Source organism: Herbaspirillum sp. Her3 (assembly GCF_057961275.1).
This window is the reverse complement of sequence record NZ_CM176328.1, coordinates 5,167,246-5,184,253: the sequence shown is the minus strand read 5'-3', so window position 1 is coordinate 5,184,253 and position 17,008 is coordinate 5,167,246. Positions and strand designations below refer to the sequence as shown.

Here is a 17,008-nt window from a genome sequence, read left to right as displayed (position 1 = left end):
GACGCCCGGCTTCATGCCGGGCGTTTTTGTTGGTGCCGCGTGCGCCGTGCCAGGCCGGTTTCAACTGTCCTCGGTGATGAATCCTTCATGCAGGGCAATTCGCGTCATGGCCGCTTCAAAACGCTGGCGCGATTCCGAGGTCAGCTGCTGCAGGTATTGATGCAATTGCGCGTCAGCCACATTGCGGTTGGCGCATTGCGCGCTGTAGCGCTCGAACTGCGACAGCTGCATCAGCAGCTCGGCCACGTGGCGCGGGCATTCGCAGGCGACCGTGGTGGACTGGTTGGCGAAGGCGATCAGTTCGTTGTCGTCCCAGCGGCGTGGTGGCAGGGTCTTGTCGGCTTCTTCCTCTGTGCGAGTCGGCAAGGACAGCGCCGCCAGGCCGCGCAGCCATTGCAGGATCACCACGTCCGGCTGCGGCGCGCGCAACAGGCTGATGCCCACCGTGGCCAGCGTCTCGCACACGGCCTCGCTGGCAAATCCATACAGCACCGCCATCGGCAGCCCGCTCAGCGCCGGCGCCGAACTCTCCAGCGCGCCCAGCCAGCCGGCATGCAATTGCGGCTCGTGCAGCAGCAGGGCATCCACTTCTTCGCGTTTCAGGGCCATGGCCGCCTGTTCGATGTTCTCGAACGGTCCCAGCAATTGCAGCGGACGGCCCAGGCGCTGCAGCAGGCCCGGCTTGTCCAGCCGCTGTGCCAGCGTGGAGCCGATGACGGCCAGGCGCCACCGGCCTTGCGCGGCTTCCGGCGGCGTGGGCCGGGCGGCATGCAGTTCGGCATGGGTGGCGGCGACCTGCTGGAGCTGATCCATGTCCAGCCCCGCCAGGCTGCCGATGGCGTGCCCCAGTTCGGTCAGCTGGCGGATCAGCGCCAGGCGCCGGACGTCCGCCTCCGAATACAGTCGCTGGCCGCTGGGCGAGAGCTTGCCCTGGGTCAGCGCATAGCGGCGCTCCCAGACACGCAGGGTGGCGACCGGCATGCGCAGCATGCGCGCTACCGCACCGGTGCGGCGCAGGGCTTCGCCAGCGGGTTTGTCGGTGGACGGAGCAGGGGAAGAGGTGGGGTTGGCAAGGCTCATGGGATTCTCCATTGAATCATGTTTGACGCAGATTATAGAGGCTAATTTGGCGTCATGAGTCAAGTGTGGCGCATTTATTCGGTACAATCTTGAGTCATGAAGCCCAGGAACCCGGCCACCGGCTATCGCGGCAACAAGGCGCACTTGCCCAGCAAGCCCTGCGCCGTGTGCGGCTTGCCCATGACCTGGCGGCGCGCCTGGGCGAAGAACTGGGCCGAGGTCCGATATTGTTCTGACGCCTGTCGCCGCAAGCGCGCCCACCCTGGCCTTTGAGGAGTCGAGCCATGTATCGCAAACATCAATTCGACCTGGTGCTGGATGCGCCTTCCCCGGAAGACGAACCCGCCGCAGCTTCTGCCGCCGCCCTGCGTCCCGTGGCACCGCTGGCGCTGCTGCCCTTGCAGCCCACCCTGGCGGCGGCCCGCGAGCGCATCGCGGCCGTGCGTCCCGGCGCGTATGCCCGCACCCGCAACAGCCTCGATGGCGCCGTCACCGGACTTTCTCCCTATCTCACGCACGGCATCGTCAGCCTGCGCGAGGTGCTGGCCGGCGTCTGCAGCCGCCATGCGCTGGAGGTACAGCACAAGTTCGTCTACGAGCTGGGCTGGCGCGCCTTCTACCGCTATGTCTGGGCCAGGCGCGGGGCGCGCATCTTCGATTCGCTGCATGCCGGTCCGTTGCCGGAGTCGGCCTATGCACGCGAACTGCCGGCCGACATCCGCGAAGGCGCCACCGGCCTGCCCGTGATCGACCAGGCCGTGCGCACCCTGTACGCTACCGGCACCCTGCACAACCACGCCCGCATGTGGCTGGCCAGCTATGTGGTGCACCTGCGCAAGGTGCATTGGCGCGCCGGGGCGGACTGGATGGTCGGGCACCTGCTGGATGGCGACCTGGCCAGCAATCACCTGAGCTGGCAGTGGGTGGCCGGTACCGGCAGCCACAAGCCCTACCTGTTCAATGCCGAGAACGTGGCCAGATATGCTCCGGCCGAGTGGCATAGCCCAGGCACGGTGGTAGATACCTCATATGAAGCTTTAGGCGAAATGGCGCTCAATCCCGACCCGGTGGCCGCCGAACCCGCCCAGCGCGCACGGGAGCGCTGCAAGGAGCCGGCGCTGCTGTCGGCACCACCTGAACATTTGGGCAGTTTGACGCCACAGGCCCAGGCCGTGGCCGGGCGCGATGTCTGGCTGGTTCATCCGTGGAGCCTGGGCGAGTTGCCTGCCGACCTGCCGGCCGATACCGTGGTGGTCGGCCTGTACCTGTCGGACTTCCATCTGCTCTGGCCCTGGGACCAGCGCCGCTGGGATTTCGTCGGCGCGCGCATGCGGGAGCTGAGCTCCTTGTGCTGGCACGGTGACGCCGCCACCGTGGGCCGCGCGTTGAAGGCTGCACGCAGCGTGCGCTGCCTGGCCGATCCGCATCTGGCGCCCTGGCTGCCGTTGTGGGCGCAGTGTGTGGCGCCAGCGGAGCTGTTCCCGGTGGTGGACAAGCCCAGCGACCTCTTCACCCAATGGTGGCGCCGCAGCACCCAGGGCCTGCAGACCGCCGCCGAGCTGCTGGCGCGCACCGAGCGCAGGGAGCGGCGTGATGGCTGATTCCGATCCGCAATCCCGGGACGAATTGACGGTGCTCTATGACGGCGCCTGCCCGCTGTGCCGCCGCGAGATCGGCCTTTACCAGCGCAGCGCGGAGGATGCGCCACTGCGCTTTTGCGACATCAGCCGCGCCGATGCGGCCCCCGCCGAGCTGCCAGCTGGCCTCACGCGCGAAAAGCTGCTGGCGCGTTTTCACGTCAGGCGGGGGGATGGCATGGTTTTCAGCGGTGCCGAAGCCTTCGTGCAACTGTGGGCCACTTTGCCGGGCTGGCGCTGGCTGGCCCGGCTGGCGCGCCTGCCGGGCATGCTGTGGCTGATGGAGCGCAGCTATCGCGGCTTCCTGCACGTGCGGCCGGCGGTGCAGCGGTGGGTGTTGTGGGTGGAGCGCCGACGCTGACATCTGCGCCGTTGCACGCGCGCCTGATCGGTTAGACTGGCGGGCATGAAAATTCTCGGTATCGACCCAGGCTTGCGCACCACCGGTTTCGGGGTCATCCACAAGCAGGGCAACACGCTGTCCTATATCGCTTCCGGCACCATCAAGACGCCGGATGGCGATCTCCCCTCGCGCCTGAAAGTCATCCTGGCCAGTGTCGGCGAAGTGGTGAAGTCCTATGCCCCCGATTGCGCCGCCATCGAAAAGGTGTTCGTCAACGTCAACCCGCAATCCACGCTGCTGCTGGGACAGGCGCGCGGCGCGGCGATCTGCGCACTGGTGGCGGCCGACCTGGCGGTGGCCGAATATACGGCCCTGCAGGTCAAGCAGGCCGTGGCCGGCCATGGACGCGCCCAGAAGGCGCAGGTGCAGGAGATGGTGGCGCGACTCTTGAAGTTGCCCGGCCTGCCGGGGACCGATGCGGCCGATGCGCTGGGCGTGGCGATCTGCCACGCGCATGGGGGAGGGGTCTTGTCCGGGCTTGGCGCGCTGGCCCCGGCACTGGCGCGCAAGGGCATCCGCATGCGCGGCGGGCGCCTGATCGGCTAGTTTTCTACTTGAACAGCGACAGCATGCGCTGCGCCAGCTTGACCACCACCAGCACCACCGCACCGGCGACCACGCCAAAGACCGCATTCAACACCGCTGGGGTGATAGCACCCAGCACCGGGCCCATCACTGCCACGGTGCCCGCAGCTTCCGCTGCCGCCTCGATGGCGTGATGGGCGAAGGACAGGCCATGCGTCAGGATGCCGCCACCCACCATGAACATGGCAATCGTGCCGATCACCGACAGGCTGCGCATCATCTTCGGTGCGGCCGCCAGCACCGCCCGGCCGATGCCGGCCTTGACCCGGCCCCAGCCGCTGTCGCCAGCATGCTGCACCAGGTACAGGCCGCCATCATCGAGCTTGACGATGCCCGCCACCACGCCGTAGACCCCGGCCGTCATGATCACGGCGATACCGGCCAGCACCGTGATCTGCTGCTGCAAGGGCGCCCCGGCGACGGTGCCCAGCGTGATGGCGATGATCTCCGCTGACAGGATGAAGTCGGTGCGCACGGCGTCCTTGATCTTTGCCTGTTCGTAGACCTGCGGGTCGATGTCGTCGGCGGCCCTGGCGGCGACTTCATGATGTTCTTCCTCGTGGGGAAGATACTGGTGGGCCAGTTTCTCGAAGCCTTCGAAGCACAGGAAGGCGCCCCCCAGCATCAGCAGCGGCGTCACCGCCCAGGGAATGAAGGCGCTGATGGCCAGCGCTGCCGGTACCAGGATGGCCTTGTTCTTCAACGAACCCTTGGCCACCGCCCAGACCACCGGCAGCTCTCGCTCGGCCCGTACGCCTGCGACCTGCTGGGCATTGAGGGCCAGGTCGTCGCCCAGCACGCCTGCGGTTTTCTTGGCTGCTACCTTGGTCATCAGGGATACGTCATCGAGCACGGTGGCGATGTCGTCAATCAATGCGAAGAAGGCGCTACCGGCCATGTTTTTCCTTTGTCTTCATCTGAGCGGGGATGCTTGGATACTGTTTATCCGAACAGTGCTGTATCATCGCGGGATTATCACAGAAGCTGCCTCCCACGCACATCCATGACGCCATGATCGGTCGCCTCTCCGGAATTCTTTTGGAAAAAATCCCTCCGAACCTGCTGGTCGACTGCCAGGGTGTCGGTTATGAAGTGGCCGTGCCGATGAGCACCTACTACAACCTGCCATCCCTGGGCGAAAAGGTCAGCTTGTTGACGCACCTGGCCATCCGCGAAGATGCCCACATCCTGTTCGGGTTTGGGACTGCCGAAGAACGCAATACGTTCAAGGAGCTGATCAAGATTTCCGGCGTGGGCGCGCGCACGGCGCTATCCATTCTCTCCGGCATGTCGGTGGCCGACCTGGCGCAGGCCGTCACCCTGCAGGAAGCCGGACGCCTGACGCGCGTGCCGGGCATCGGCAAGAAGACCGCCGAGCGCCTGTTGCTGGAATTGAAGGGCAAGCTGGGCGCCGACCTGGGCGCGGTGGCCGGTGTGGTCCACAGCGATGCCTCGGCCGATATCCTCAATGCCCTGCTGGCGCTGGGTTATTCGGACAAGGAAGCGACCCTGGCCATGAAGCAGGTGCCCAAGGACAGCACCGTCTCGGACGGCATCAAGCTGGCCCTGAAGGCGCTCTCCAAAGGCTGAGCCCGGGCAGACAAGGATTAGAGCATGAGCATCCAGACCGACGATTTCTCCGAACAGCGCATCATCTCCGCCACCCCGGCCTCGGCCAATGAGGAAGCCATCGAGCGCGCCCTGCGGCCCAAGCAGCTGGACGAATACGTCGGCCAGGAAAAGGTGCGCGCCCAGCTCGAAATCTTCATCTCGGCCGCCCGCAAGCGCGGCGAGCCGCTCGACCACACCCTGCTGTTCGGCCCGCCCGGCCTGGGCAAGACCACCATGGCCCACATCATCGCGCGCGAGATGGGCGTGAACCTGCGCCAGACTTCCGGCCCCGTGCTGGAGCGCGCCGGCGACCTGGCAGCGTTGCTGACCAATCTCGAAGCCAATGACGTGCTCTTCATCGACGAGATCCACCGCATGTCGCCCGTGGTCGAGGAAATCCTCTATCCCGCGCTGGAGGATTATCAGATCGATATCATGATCGGCGAAGGCCCGGCCGCCCGTTCAGTGCGCCTGGACCTGCAGCCCTTCACGCTGGTGGGCGCCACCACCCGCGCCGGCATGCTGACCAACCCGCTACGCGACCGCTTCGGCATCGTCGCCCGCCTGGAGTTCTATACCCCGCCCGAACTGGCGCGCATCGTCACTCGCAGCGCCGGGCTGTTGAATGCGCCCATCGTCGAGGATGGTGCCCTGGAAATCGCCCGCCGCAGCCGTGGTACGCCGCGTATCGCCAACCGCCTGCTGCGCCGCGTGCGCGACTATGCCGAGGTCAAGGGCGAGGGCCGCATCACCCGTGACATGGCCGATGCCGCGCTGGTAATGCTGGACGTGGATCCGGTCGGCTTTGACCTGATGGACCGCAAGCTCTTGGAAGCGGTGCTCTTCAAGTTCGGCGGTGGCCCGGTCGGACTGGACAACCTGGCGGCCGCCATCGGGGAAGAGCGCGACACCATCGAAGACGTGCTGGAGCCCTACCTGATCCAGCAAGGCTACCTGCAGCGCACCCCGCGCGGACGCATCGCCACCGGCGCGGCGTACCAGCACTTCGGCGTCACGGCGCCGCGCACCGGTCCCAATGGCGAGCTCTGGGGCGGGTAAGCTCGGCCATTCTCACTGGCAGCGCGACTGTTGTCAGGGACGAAAAATAGCATGACGCGCAGCGGCACAAACTGATGAAATTTCTGTCAGATCTCGTCAAAAAGCGAGTTTTTGCTTGTGCAAAAATTAATCGTCATCGACAATGGATAGCTATTCACTATCTTTCGATGTGAGCCCCATGCTAATGTCGAGCCAAGCCCTTCGTTACGCGCATCAGTTGCTGGATGCGCGCGCCCAGTCTCGCATCATCCCGCGCATTTCCGAGTCCGAACCGCTGTCGGTCGAAGACGCCTACGAAATCGCCCACAACATCCGCAACATCCGCGTCGCCCAGGGCGAGCAGCCCATCGGCCGCAAGATCGGTTTCGTGGTGCGCAAGAACTGGGAACGCTACGGCATCATCGACGATGGCCGCATCCCGACCTGGGCACCGATGTATGACGCCACGGTGCGCTTTGCCGAAGACAACCACGGCGCCCAGTCGCTGACCGGCGCGGTGCAGCCGCGCATCGAACCGGAAATCGTCTTCAAGCTCGGCAAGACCCCGGCGCCCGGCGCTTCGCTCGATGAGCTGGCCGATTGCCTGGAATGGATGGCGCATGGTTTCGAGATCGTGGTCTGTCCCTTCCCCAACTGGGAATTCACGGTGGCCGATTCGATTGCCGCCTTCGGCCTGCATGGCACCCTGATCGTGGGCGAGCCGCACGTGCTGTCCTCTGCCACCAAGCATCACCTGCCGCAGATCCTGGCCAGCGCCAGTGTCTCCCTGTCCTGCAATACCGAATCCTCCAGCGTGCTGCGCGCCGCCGGTTTCTGCAATGACGAGATGGACAGCCCCCTGCATGCGCTGTGGCACCTGCACCAGCTGCTGCAGAAGCAGACCCGCTTCCGCCAGTTGCAGGCCGGCGAGATCATCAGCACCGGCACCTGGACCGACGCCTGTCCCATCGAGCCGGGCCAGACCTGGACCACGGCTTTCTCCGGCGTGACCCTGCCGGGCCTGACGGTCTCCTTCGTCTGATGACGGCCACGCCCCGCTGATGGCCATCTGGGTGGATGCCGATGCCTGTCCGGGCGTCATCAAGGACATGCTGTTCCGGGTGGCCGACCGCACCACAATCATCGTGACGCTGGTGGCCAACCGGCCCTTGCGTACGCCACCCTCGCGCTACATCAAATCCATGGTGGTCCCGGCGGGCTTCGACGTGGCCGACAAGGAAATCGCCCGCCAGGTCGTTCCCGGCGATCTGGTCATCACCGCCGACATCCCGCTGGCCGCCGAGGTGGTGGCCAAGGGCGCGCTGGCGCTCAACCCGCGCGGCGAGCTCTATACGGCCCAGAACATCGGCCATCACCTCAGCACCCGCAATTTCATGGAAGAGTTGCGCAGCAGCGGCGTCGAGACCGGCGGTCCGGCCGCCTTCAGCGCCAGCGACGGCCGCGCCTTCGCCCGCGAACTGGACCGTTACGTGCTCAAAGCTTCACGTCCGGCCTGATCGCGCGGATATCACTGCTCCCGCAGCCAGGTCTGGGTGCGGCCCAGCATCGGCATGCCGACATAACCGCGCACATTGAGCTTTTGCCCCTCATCGATGACCGACAGCTTGCTCTTGTAGACCTTGCCATTGGCCGGATCGATGATCTGGCCGCCGTTGTACTCGTCGCCATCCTTTTTCAGGCCAGACAGGATGGTCATGCCGATGACCGGCTGGTCCTTCAGCTCGCCCTCGCACTTCTGGCAGACCGGGTTCTGGTCTTCGTCCGGCGCACGGAAGAGCTTCTCGATCTTGCCGCTCAGTTCGCCATTGTTTTCGCTGATGCGGATGAGCGCCTTGGGCTTGCCGGTGGCGTCATCAATGCTCTTCCACAGGCCCACCGGGGAGCCATCGGCCCAGGCGGCGGCACTGGTGAGCAGGGCGGCTGCCAGCAAGGACAGCGTGGCCAGACGGGAGGGGGAGGAAGTACGGGGCATGTTTGTCTCCTGTTATCAAGTCGAATGCCATAAAAAAGCACGATTGTTCTAATTTATTCGATCCAGTCTAGACAAGCCCGCCTCGCAAGGCAAGCACAAAAACAAAAGCCGCCGCCCCGTGAGGGACGACGGCTTTATGAAGAAACAGGCCGGTTTACTTCAGCTTGGCCAGCTGTTCCTTCACTTTTTCCAGCGTAGCGCTGAAGTTGGCGACGCGTTCCTTCTCCTGCGCCACCACCGCCTCGGGCGCACGGGCCACGAAGCTTTCGTTGGACAGCTTGCCGTTGGCCTTGGCGATCTCGGCGGTCAGGCGGGTGACTTCCTTGCCCAGGCGTTCACGCTCGGCAGCCACGTCGATTTCCACCTTCAGCATCAGCTTGACTTCACCAACGATGGCCACCGGTGCCGGCGACTCCGGCAGTTGCGCCACCACCGTGGTTTCCGACAGGCGCACCAAGCCTTGCAGGTAGGGCAGGAAGGATTCCACTGCCGACGCATCGGCGGCTTCCACGATCAGCGGTACGCGCAGCGACGGCGCCAGCTGCATCTCGCCGCGCAGGTTGCGGCAGGCATCGGTGTAGGCCTTGAACTGGGCGACCCAGGCTTCGGCTTCGGCATCGATCTTCTCCAGGTCCGGGCGCGGATAGGCCTGGCGCATGATGGAGTCGCCGGCCGGATCAGGCTTGCGATCGGTCAGCGGGGCCACGCTCTGCCACAGTTGTTCGGTGATGAAAGGCAGCACCGGATGGGCCAGGCGCAGCACGCTTTCCAGCACGCGCAAGAGGGTGCGGCGGGTGGCGCGCTGCTGCGCTTCATTGCCGCTCTGGATCTGGGCCTTGGCCATTTCCAGGTACCAGTCACAGTACTCGTCCCAGACGAATTTGTAGATGGCGGTGGCGATGTTGTCGAAGCGATAGTCGGCAAAGCCCTTTTCCACTTCGGCTTCGGTACGCTGCAAGAGCGACACGATCCAGCGGTCAGCCTTGGAGAACTGCAGCTTTTCCTTGTCGCAGACACCCTTGACGTGGCCATCGAAACCGCAGTCCTGGCCTTCCGTATTCATCAACACGAAGCGGGTGGCGTTCCACAGCTTGTTGCAGAAGTTGCGATAGCCTTCACAGCGGTTCAGGTCGAAGTTGATATTGCGGCCGAGGGTCGCCAGCGAGGCGAAGGTGAAGCGCAGCGCATCGGTGCCGAAGGCCGGGATGCCATCGGCGAATTCCTTGCGGGTGGCCTTCTCGATGCTGGCCGCCTGCTTGGGATTCATCAGGCCCACGGTACGTTTGGCCACCAGTTCATCCACGCCGATGCCGTCGATCAGGTCGATCGGGTCCAGCGTATTGCCCTTGGACTTGGACATCTTCTGGCCCGAGGCATCGCGCACCAGACCGTGGACGTAGACGGTATCGAAGGGCACTTTGCCGGTGAAGTGCGTGGTCATCATGACCATGCGCGCCACCCAGAAGAAGATGATGTCGAAGCCCGTCACCAGCACCGAGGAGGGCAGGAACAACTTGTAGTCCGGGGTTTCTTCCGGCCAGCCCAGGGTGGAGAAAGGCACCAGCGCCGAGGAGAACCAGGTGTCGAGCACGTCTTCATCGCGCTTGACGGCCTTGCCGCCAGCTTGTGCACGGGCTTCTTCTTCGGTGCGGGCGACATAGATGCCGCCGTCCTCGTCGTACCAGGCCGGAATCTGGTGACCCCACCACAGCTGGCGCGAGATGCACCAGTCCTGGATGTTGTTGAGCCACTGGTTGTAGGTATTGGTCCAGTTCTCGGGCACGAACTTGATCTCGCCCGAGGAGACTTTTTCCAGCGCGGTCTCGGCAATCGACTTGCCGGGGAAGAAGGTCCCTTCGGGCGCCGGCTTGCTCATGGCCACGAACCACTGGTCGGTCAGCATCGGCTCGATCACCACGCCGGTACGGTCGCCGCGCGGCACCATCAGCTTGTGCGGCTTGACCTGTTCCAGCAGGCCCAGTGCGTCCAGATCGGCCACGATCTGCTTGCGCGCCTCGAAGCGGTCCAGGCCCTGGTACTTCTCGGGCGCGTTCTCGTTGATGGTGGCCTTCAGGGTGAAGACGCTGATCATTTCCAGGTTGTGGCGTGCGCCGACCTGGTAGTCGTTGAAATCGTGCGCCGGGGTGATCTTCACGCAGCCGGTGCCGAATTCCTTGTCGACGTATTCATCCTGGATGATGGGGATCTCGCGGCCCACCAGCGGCAGCTTGATCATCTTGCCCACCAGCGCGGCGTAGCGCTCATCGGTCGGGTCCACGGCCACGGCGACGTCGCCCAGCATGGTTTCCGGACGGGTGGTGGCCACCACGATATGGCCGCTGCCATCGGCCAGCGGATACTTGATGTGCCACATGGAGCCGTCTTCTTCTTCCGACACCACTTCCAGGTCGGAGACGGCGGTGCCCAGCACCGGGTCCCAGTTCACCAGGCGCTTGCCGCGATAGATCAGGCCTTGTTCGTAGAGACGCACGAAGACTTCGGTGACGGCCTTGGACATCTTAGTGTCCATCGTGAAGTATTCACGCGCCCAGTCGGTGGAGGCGCCCATGCGGCGCATCTGGCCGGTGATGGTGGAGCCGGATTTCTCCTTCCACTCCCACACCTTCTCGACGAATTTTTCACGGCCCAGGTCGTGGCGCGAGACCTTCTGCGCATCCAGCTGGCGTTCCACCACGATCTGGGTGGCGATGCCGGCGTGGTCGGTGCCGGGGATCCAGGCGGTGTTGTAGCCGCGCATGCGGTGATAGCGCGTCAAACCGTCCATGATGGTCTGGTTGAACGCGTGACCCATGTGCAGCGTGCCGGTCACATTGGGCGGCGGCAGCTGGATGGAAAACGAGGGCTTCTCCGCGTCGGTGGTGGCGGCGAAGTAGCCGCGCTTTTCCCACTCCTCGCGCCAGAATTTCTCAATCTCGGCAGGCTCGAACGACTTGGCTAATTCCATGATTTGACGTGTGTTTTTGCGAAACCTAAGATTATAAGGGACGGATAGCACAAAGCCCCCAAAACGTCGCCGCGAGGCGGCGAAGAATTCTGGTGCCGGCGGTGTTTGCAAACGAATGCTGCTATGATCTGACCTGTCTGGTCAGATTGGAGGTATTCATGCGTACATGGCAAATACAAGAAGCCAAGGCTCAGTTTTCGGAACTGGTGCGGGATACGGAGCGCTCGGGTCCGCAGGAAATCACCTGGCACGGTCGCTCAGTAGCGGTAGTCATGTCGAAAGCAGACTATGAGCGGCTCAGCGGCGCAGATTTGACCTTGGTGGAATTTATGCGGCGTTCGCCGCTTTACGATGCAGATGATGTTGAATTCGAGCGTGATACCAGTCTGACGAGGGAGGTTGACTTTTGAGTTATCTGCTCGACACCAATGTCCTGTCGGAACTGCGTCGCCGTGAGCCCAATTCCCGGGTCGTGGAATGGTTTGCACACAGACCTCCGGCTACCTTGTACCTGAGCGTCCTCACCATGGGCGAAATACGAAAAGGTGCCGATAACAAGCCGCCGGGCCCTGCAAAGTTGCGCTTGATAGACTGGCTGGAAACTGAGTTGCCCGCCTATTTTTCCGGAAGGATCTTGCCGATTGATGTTGTCGTGGCAGACCGATGGGGGCGCATTCAGGTGGAAGCGGGGCGTCCGGTTGCAGCGGTTGACAGCCTGTTGGCGGCCACTGCACTCGTGCACGGACTGACCATGGTGACCCGCAATTGCAAAGATTTTCAGTTCCCGGGTCTGCAAGTGATCGATCCTTGGGCTGAGTAAAAATGCTGCGCTGCACACCCAGCCCATCTGAAATGAAACCTTGTTCCTCACGCCGATTGGAGTAGAATCCGGCCCACGACAAGGACTGCGCAAGCAGCCCGCGTCGCACCGCTAGGGGTCCTGGCACTGGAGCACATGCTCTGGCAGCCGGGTGAGAAATACCCTTGAACCTGATCTGGATAATGCCAGCGAAGGGAAGCAACCGGCAGCATGACGCACCCACGGCCCTGTATCACCTCCACGCCGTCCGTCCTCTTCCGCAACCTCCTTTGCTGGCTCCGAGCCAAGAGTCATCAAGCAAAGGAGCCGAAATGAATGCCAACCCGAAATTCCTGTCCGCGACGGCCACCGTCGATGAGGCAGCCGTCCAGCCTCTCCCGAATTCCCGCAAGATCTACGTGACCGGCTCGCGCCCGGATATCCGCGTGCCCATGCGCGAGATCAGCCAGGCCGACACCCCCGCCATGTTCGGTTCGGAAAAAAACCCGCCGATCTATGTCTACGACACCTCCGGCCCCTACACCGACCCGGACGTGAAGATCGACATCCGCGCCGGCCTCGCTACCCCGCGCCTGCCGTGGATCCTGGAGCGCAACGATACCGAAGAACTGCCCGGCCCCACCTCCGAATACGGCCAGCAGCGCCTGAACGACCCGGCCCTGGCCGAGCTGCGTTTCAACCTGCACCGCAAGCCGCGCCGCGCCAAGGCTGGCGCCAACGTCACCCAGATGCACTATGCGCGCCAGGGCATCATCACCCCGGAGATGGAATTCATCGCCATCCGCGAAAACCTGCGCCGCAAGGAATACCTGGAGCAGCTCAAAGCCTCCGGCCCCATGGGCAACAAGCTGGCCGACCTGATGGGCCGCCAGCATCCCGGCCAGTCCTTCGGTGCGTCGATTCCCGCCGAGATCACGCCCGAATTCGTGCGTGACGAAGTGGCACGCGGCCGCGCCATCATCCCTGCCAACATCAACCACCCGGAAGTCGAACCGATGATCATCGGCCGCAATTTCCTGGTCAAGATCAACGCCAACATCGGCAACTCGGCCGTGACGTCCTCCATCGGCGAAGAAGTGGAAAAGATGACCTGGGCCATCCGCTGGGGCGGCGATAACGTCATGGACCTGTCCACCGGCAAGAACATCCACGAAACCCGTGAATGGATCATCCGCAATTCGCCGGTACCGATTGGCACCGTGCCGATCTACCAGGCGCTGGAAAAGGTCAACGGCAAGGCCGAGGACCTGACCTGGGAAATCTTCCGCGATACCTTGATCGAGCAAGCCGAGCAGGGCGTGGACTACTTCACCATCCACGCCGGCGTGCGCCTGCAATACGTGCCGCTGACGGCCAAGCGCATGACCGGCATCGTCTCGCGCGGCGGTTCCATCATGGCCAAGTGGTGCCTGGCGCATCACCGCGAATCCTTCCTCTACGAACACTTCGAAGAGATCTGCGAAATCATGAAAGCCTATGACGTCAGCTTCAGCCTCGGCGATGGCCTGCGTCCCGGCTCGATCTACGACGCCAACGACGAAGCCCAGCTGGGCGAACTGCGTACCCTGGGTGAACTGACCCAGATCGCCTGGAAGCACGACGTGCAGGTGATGATCGAAGGCCCCGGCCACGTGCCCATGCATCTCATCAAGGAGAACATGGACCTGCAACTGGAACAGTGCCACGAAGCCCCGTTCTACACCCTCGGCCCCCTGACCACCGACATCGCCCCCGGCTACGACCACATCACCTCCGGCATTGGCGCCGCCCAGATCGGCTGGTATGGCACGGCCATGCTGTGCTACGTCACTCCCAAGGAACACCTGGGCCTGCCCAACAAGACCGACGTGAAGGACGGCATCATCACCTACAAGATCGCTGCCCACGCCGCCGACCTGGCCAAGGGTCATCCGGGCGCGCAGATCCGCGACAACGCCTTGTCCAAGGCGCGCTTCGAGTTCCGCTGGGAAGACCAGTTCAACATCGGCCTCGATCCCGACAAGGCACGCGAATTCCACGACGAGACCCTGCCCAAGGATTCGGCCAAGGTGGCGCACTTCTGCTCCATGTGCGGCCCGCACTTCTGTTCCATGAAGATCACCCAGGAAGTGCGCGACTATGCCGCCAGGGAAGGCATCTCCGAGATCGACGCCCTGAAGCAGGGCATGCAGGTCAAGTCGGTCGAGTTCGTCAAGATGGGCGCCGAGATCTACGCGAAGCAGTAAGCGCCATGCAGATCGAACTGAACGGCAAGCCTCACCCGCTGCCTGACGGCGCCACGCTGGACCAGCTCATTGCCGGCCTTTCCCTGGCTGGCAAGGCGGTGGCCGTGGCGGTCAATCGCCAGGTAGTGCCCAGTGCGCAATGGCCCTCGCGCGCACTGGCCGAGGCCGACAAGGTAGACGTGGTGCGTGCCATCGGGGGCGGATGAAAGATTGTTCCGCTGCGGCGCGCTGGGGGTTCCCGGCGCCGCATCCCGTGGCATGCACCCCTCACAGACAAGGAATCGACATGAACATGAATGACGCCCCGCTCGTCAATGACGACAAGGGCCTGACCATCGCCGGCAAGACCTATCGCTCGCGCCTTTTGGTCGGCAGCGGCAAGTACAAGGACCTCGACGAAACCCGCGCAGCGACTGTCGCCAGCGGCGCCGAGATCATCACGGTGGCGATCCGCCGCGTCAACATTGGCCAGGATCCCAATGCGCCCAGCCTGCTGGACGCAGTGCCGCCTTCCGAATTTACTATCCTCCCCAACACCGCCGGCTGCTACAACGCGGCCGATGCGGTCTACACGCTGCAACTGGCGCGCGAACTGCTGGGTGGGCACAAGCTGGTCAAGCTGGAAGTGCTGGGCGATGAGAAGACGCTCTTCCCCAACATGCCCGAAACGCTGAAGGCCGCCGAGACCCTGGTCAAGGATGGCTTCGACGTGATGGTCTATTGCAGTGACGATCCGATTCAGGCGCGCATGCTGGAAGACCTGGGCGTGGCCGCCGTCATGCCGCTGGCCTCGCTGATCGGTTCGGGCATGGGCATCCTCAATCCCTGGAATCTTTCGCTCATCATCGAACAGGCGCGCGTGCCGGTGCTGGTCGATGCCGGCGTGGGCACGGCGTCGGACGCTGCCATCGCCATGGAACTGGGCTGTGATGGCGTGCTCATGAACACCGCCATCGCCGGTGCGCGCGACCCCATTCGCATGGCACGTGCCATGAAGCTGGCGGTGGAAGCGGGCCGCGAAGCCTTCCTGGCCGGGCGCATCGCGCGCAAGTTTGCGGCGTCGCCCTCGTCGCCGATGGCCGGGCGCGTGGCATAAGCATGCAGGAAATCTATCGTTCCACGCCGCCTTGCGTGCTGGTCTTCTCCGGCTCCGACCCCAGCGGCGGGGCCGGCATGCAGGCCGACATCCCGGCCATCACGGCGCTGGGCTGTCATCCCTTGTCGGTGCCGACTGCATTGACGGTGCAGGATAACGTCAGCGTCTTCGCCGTGCATGCGCTCGATCCCGAGCTGGTGCGGCATCAGGCGCAGGTGTTGATGGATCGCTTCGACATCGCGGCGGTCAAGCTCGGCATCGCCGGCAGTCACGAGAATGCCGAGGTGATCGCCGGATTGATTCGTCAACTGCGCGCGCGTGATCCGCAATTGCCCGTGGTACTCGATCCCGTGCTGGCCAATGGCAAGGGCGACCAGCTCTCGCGCGACGATGCAGCGCGCGTGATCGAGCCGCTCTACGAACTGGCTACCGTCATCACTCCCAACCTCAACGAGGCGCGGCGTCTCTGTGGTGAGGAGGAACCGGCGCGGCAGGCCGCCCTGCTGATGGCGCGCGGCTGCGCACATGTGCTGCTCAAGGGCGGCCACGGTCCGCAGGAGCAGGACGTCATCAACCGCTGGTATGGCCAGCTGTCCCGTTCCGGGTATGCGCAAGAGGCCATCGAAAGTGCGCGCTGGCGCTGGACCCGCCTGCCCGATGAATTCCACGGCAGCGGCTGCACGCTGGCGGCGGCGCTGTCGGCCTGCCTGGCGCGGGGCCTGCCCATGCATGAGGCTATCGACCTGGCCCAGCAATACACCCAGCATGCTTTGTCGACGTCCTATGCGATTGCCCAGGGCCAGCGCATTCCCAACCGCGTGCCTGCCTTCGAACCTGTTGTTGATGCCGCGCCTGCGGCAGGAGCCTGACATGAAACCCGAGTATGCAAAGCATCTGCGTGGCCTCTACATCGTCACGCCCGATTGGGATGACCTGTCCCAATTGATGGCGGCCACCGAACTGGCGCTGCAGAACGGTGCTGCGCTGTTGCAGTATCGTCACAAGACTGCCTGCGCGCAGCAGCGACTTGCGCAGGCTTCGGCGCTGCTGGCGCTGTGCCGGCAATATGATGTGCCGCTCATCATCAACGACCACGTGGACCTGTGCCTGGAGATTGATGCCGATGGCATTCACGTCGGTGGTACCGACGCCTCCATTGCCGAGGTGCGCAAGGCCGTGGGGCCGGACCGCATCGTTGGTGCCTCGTGTTACGGCACGCTGGAACTGGCGCATGCGGCGTATCGCGATGGGGCCAGTTATGTGGCCTTCGGCGGCTTCTATCCGTCGCGCGTGAAAAAATATGATTTCCGCACCGCGCCGGAGATCATCGCCCAGTCCAAGCGCGAGATTGCCTTGCCGGTGGTGGTGATCGGCGGCATCACGCTGGAGAATGCACCGCCGCTGGTGGCGCAGGGGGCGGATATGGTGGCCGTCATCAGCAGTGTCTATCTGGTGCCGGTGGAAGAGCGCAAGACGCGGGAGCTGGCTGATCTCTATCGATGATGATGGAAATCTAAGTCTTTCCTTCAAAAAAAATGCCGTTCGATTGAACGGC

Annotated in this window: 19 protein-coding genes and 1 riboswitch; of the genes, 15 read left to right on the top strand and 4 right to left on the bottom strand. The window is 63.8% G+C overall.

The genetic code is table 11. The features are described from left to right. Nucleotides 1-60 precede the first annotated feature (60 nt). On the bottom strand, nt 61-1,080 hold the full coding sequence (locus ACVC5H_RS23565) for a MerR family transcriptional regulator (protein ID WP_489620135.1): 1,020 nt from the start codon (nt 1,078-1,080) through the stop codon (nt 61-63). Nucleotides 1,081-1,176: 96 nt separating this feature from the next. On the opposite strand from ACVC5H_RS23565, the gene ACVC5H_RS23560 reads away from it, so the two are divergent. From ACVC5H_RS23560 to ruvC, 4 genes are read left to right on the top strand one after another with little or no spacing between them, the layout of a single operon-like run. Then, entirely contained in the window at nt 1,177-1,353 is a 177-nt protein-coding gene (locus tag ACVC5H_RS23560; protein ID WP_489620134.1) for a DUF2256 domain-containing protein, read from the top strand. Nucleotides 1,354-1,364: 11 nt separating this feature from the next. Further along, entirely contained in the window at nt 1,365-2,681 is a 1,317-nt protein-coding gene (locus tag ACVC5H_RS23555) for an FAD-binding domain-containing protein (RefSeq protein WP_489620133.1), read from the top strand. Next, the gene (locus ACVC5H_RS23550; protein ID WP_489620132.1) at nt 2,674-3,078 is read left to right on the top strand and encodes a thiol-disulfide oxidoreductase DCC family protein; all 405 of its coding nucleotides are present in this window, start codon (nt 2,674-2,676) and stop codon (nt 3,076-3,078) included. Before ACVC5H_RS23555 ends, ACVC5H_RS23550 begins: the two co-directional genes overlap by 8 nt. Nucleotides 3,079-3,123: 45 nt before the next feature. Continuing rightward, the gene (ruvC, locus tag ACVC5H_RS23545) at nt 3,124-3,666 is read left to right on the top strand and encodes a crossover junction endodeoxyribonuclease RuvC (RefSeq protein ID WP_489620131.1); all 543 of its coding nucleotides are present in this window, start codon (nt 3,124-3,126) and stop codon (nt 3,664-3,666) included. A gap of 4 nt (nt 3,667-3,670) precedes the next feature. Here ruvC and ACVC5H_RS23540 read toward each other — a convergent pair whose 3' ends face one another. Next, nucleotides 3,671-4,603 carry a DUF808 domain-containing protein gene (locus ACVC5H_RS23540; RefSeq protein WP_489620130.1) on the bottom strand — a complete coding sequence of 311 codons (933 nt, stop codon included), beginning with the start codon at nt 4,601-4,603 and terminating at the stop codon, nt 3,671-3,673. A 113-nt stretch (nt 4,604-4,716) separates the two neighbouring features. Here ACVC5H_RS23540 and ruvA point away from each other — a divergent pair, with 113 nt between their 5' ends. The 4 genes from ruvA (at nt 4,717) to ACVC5H_RS23520 (ending at nt 7,871) form a co-directional block, all read left to right on the top strand. After that, nucleotides 4,717-5,295, top strand: coding sequence for a Holliday junction branch migration protein RuvA (gene ruvA / locus ACVC5H_RS23535; protein WP_489620129.1), 579 nt, complete (start codon nt 4,717-4,719; stop codon nt 5,293-5,295). A gap of 24 nt (nt 5,296-5,319) precedes the next feature. Further along, nucleotides 5,320-6,375 carry a Holliday junction branch migration DNA helicase RuvB gene (gene ruvB, locus ACVC5H_RS23530; protein WP_489620128.1) on the top strand — a complete coding sequence of 352 codons (1,056 nt, stop codon included), beginning with the start codon at nt 5,320-5,322 and terminating at the stop codon, nt 6,373-6,375. 178 nt (nt 6,376-6,553) lie between these two features. Further along, a complete protein-coding gene (locus ACVC5H_RS23525; RefSeq protein ID WP_489620127.1) occupies nt 6,554-7,396 on the top strand; it encodes a 2-keto-4-pentenoate hydratase in 843 nt (280 codons plus the stop codon). 19 nt (nt 7,397-7,415) lie between these two features. Beyond that, nucleotides 7,416-7,871: a YaiI/YqxD family protein gene (locus ACVC5H_RS23520; protein WP_489620126.1), complete on the top strand. Its 456-nt coding sequence runs from the start codon at nt 7,416-7,418 to the stop codon at nt 7,869-7,871. A gap of 11 nt (nt 7,872-7,882) precedes the next feature. On the opposite strand, the gene ACVC5H_RS23515 is transcribed toward ACVC5H_RS23520, so the two are convergent. Together ACVC5H_RS23515 and ACVC5H_RS23510 are read right to left on the bottom strand one after the other, a co-directional pair. Continuing rightward, a complete protein-coding gene (locus tag ACVC5H_RS23515; RefSeq protein ID WP_489620125.1) occupies nt 7,883-8,347 on the bottom strand; it encodes a DUF2147 domain-containing protein in 465 nt (154 codons plus the stop codon). 154 nt (nt 8,348-8,501) lie between these two features. After that, the gene (locus tag ACVC5H_RS23510; protein ID WP_489620124.1) at nt 8,502-11,312 is read right to left on the bottom strand and encodes a valine--tRNA ligase; all 2,811 of its coding nucleotides are present in this window, start codon (nt 11,310-11,312) and stop codon (nt 8,502-8,504) included. Between the two features lie 158 nt (nt 11,313-11,470). Here ACVC5H_RS23510 and ACVC5H_RS23505 point away from each other — a divergent pair, with 158 nt between their 5' ends. The 7 genes from ACVC5H_RS23505 (at nt 11,471) to thiE (ending at nt 16,956) form a co-directional block, all read left to right on the top strand. Continuing rightward, entirely contained in the window at nt 11,471-11,722 is a 252-nt protein-coding gene (locus ACVC5H_RS23505) for a type II toxin-antitoxin system Phd/YefM family antitoxin (RefSeq protein WP_489620123.1), read from the top strand. After that, nucleotides 11,719-12,132: a type II toxin-antitoxin system VapC family toxin gene (locus ACVC5H_RS23500; protein ID WP_489620122.1), complete on the top strand. Its 414-nt coding sequence runs from the start codon at nt 11,719-11,721 to the stop codon at nt 12,130-12,132. Before ACVC5H_RS23505 ends, ACVC5H_RS23500 begins: the two co-directional genes overlap by 4 nt. A 103-nt stretch (nt 12,133-12,235) precedes the next feature. Continuing rightward, nucleotides 12,236-12,346, top strand: a riboswitch (TPP riboswitch). 97 nt (nt 12,347-12,443) lie between these two features. After that, entirely contained in the window at nt 12,444-14,357 is a 1,914-nt protein-coding gene (gene thiC / locus ACVC5H_RS23495) for a phosphomethylpyrimidine synthase ThiC (RefSeq protein ID WP_489620121.1), read from the top strand. A gap of 5 nt (nt 14,358-14,362) precedes the next feature. Further along, a complete protein-coding gene (gene thiS / locus ACVC5H_RS23490; protein ID WP_338717746.1) occupies nt 14,363-14,563 on the top strand; it encodes a sulfur carrier protein ThiS in 201 nt (66 codons plus the stop codon). 80 nt (nt 14,564-14,643) lie between these two features. After that, nucleotides 14,644-15,453: a thiazole synthase gene (locus ACVC5H_RS23485; protein ID WP_338717747.1), complete on the top strand. Its 810-nt coding sequence runs from the start codon at nt 14,644-14,646 to the stop codon at nt 15,451-15,453. Nucleotides 15,454-15,455: 2 nt separating this feature from the next. Continuing rightward, on the top strand, nt 15,456-16,322 hold the full coding sequence (gene thiD, locus ACVC5H_RS23480) for a bifunctional hydroxymethylpyrimidine kinase/phosphomethylpyrimidine kinase (RefSeq protein ID WP_489620120.1): 867 nt from the start codon (nt 15,456-15,458) through the stop codon (nt 16,320-16,322). Between the two features lies 1 nt (nt 16,323). Beyond that, complete coding sequence (gene thiE / locus ACVC5H_RS23475) at nt 16,324-16,956, top strand: thiamine phosphate synthase (RefSeq protein ID WP_489620119.1); 633 nt, start codon at nt 16,324-16,326, stop codon at nt 16,954-16,956. The last annotated feature ends 52 nt before the right edge of the window (nt 16,957-17,008 follow it).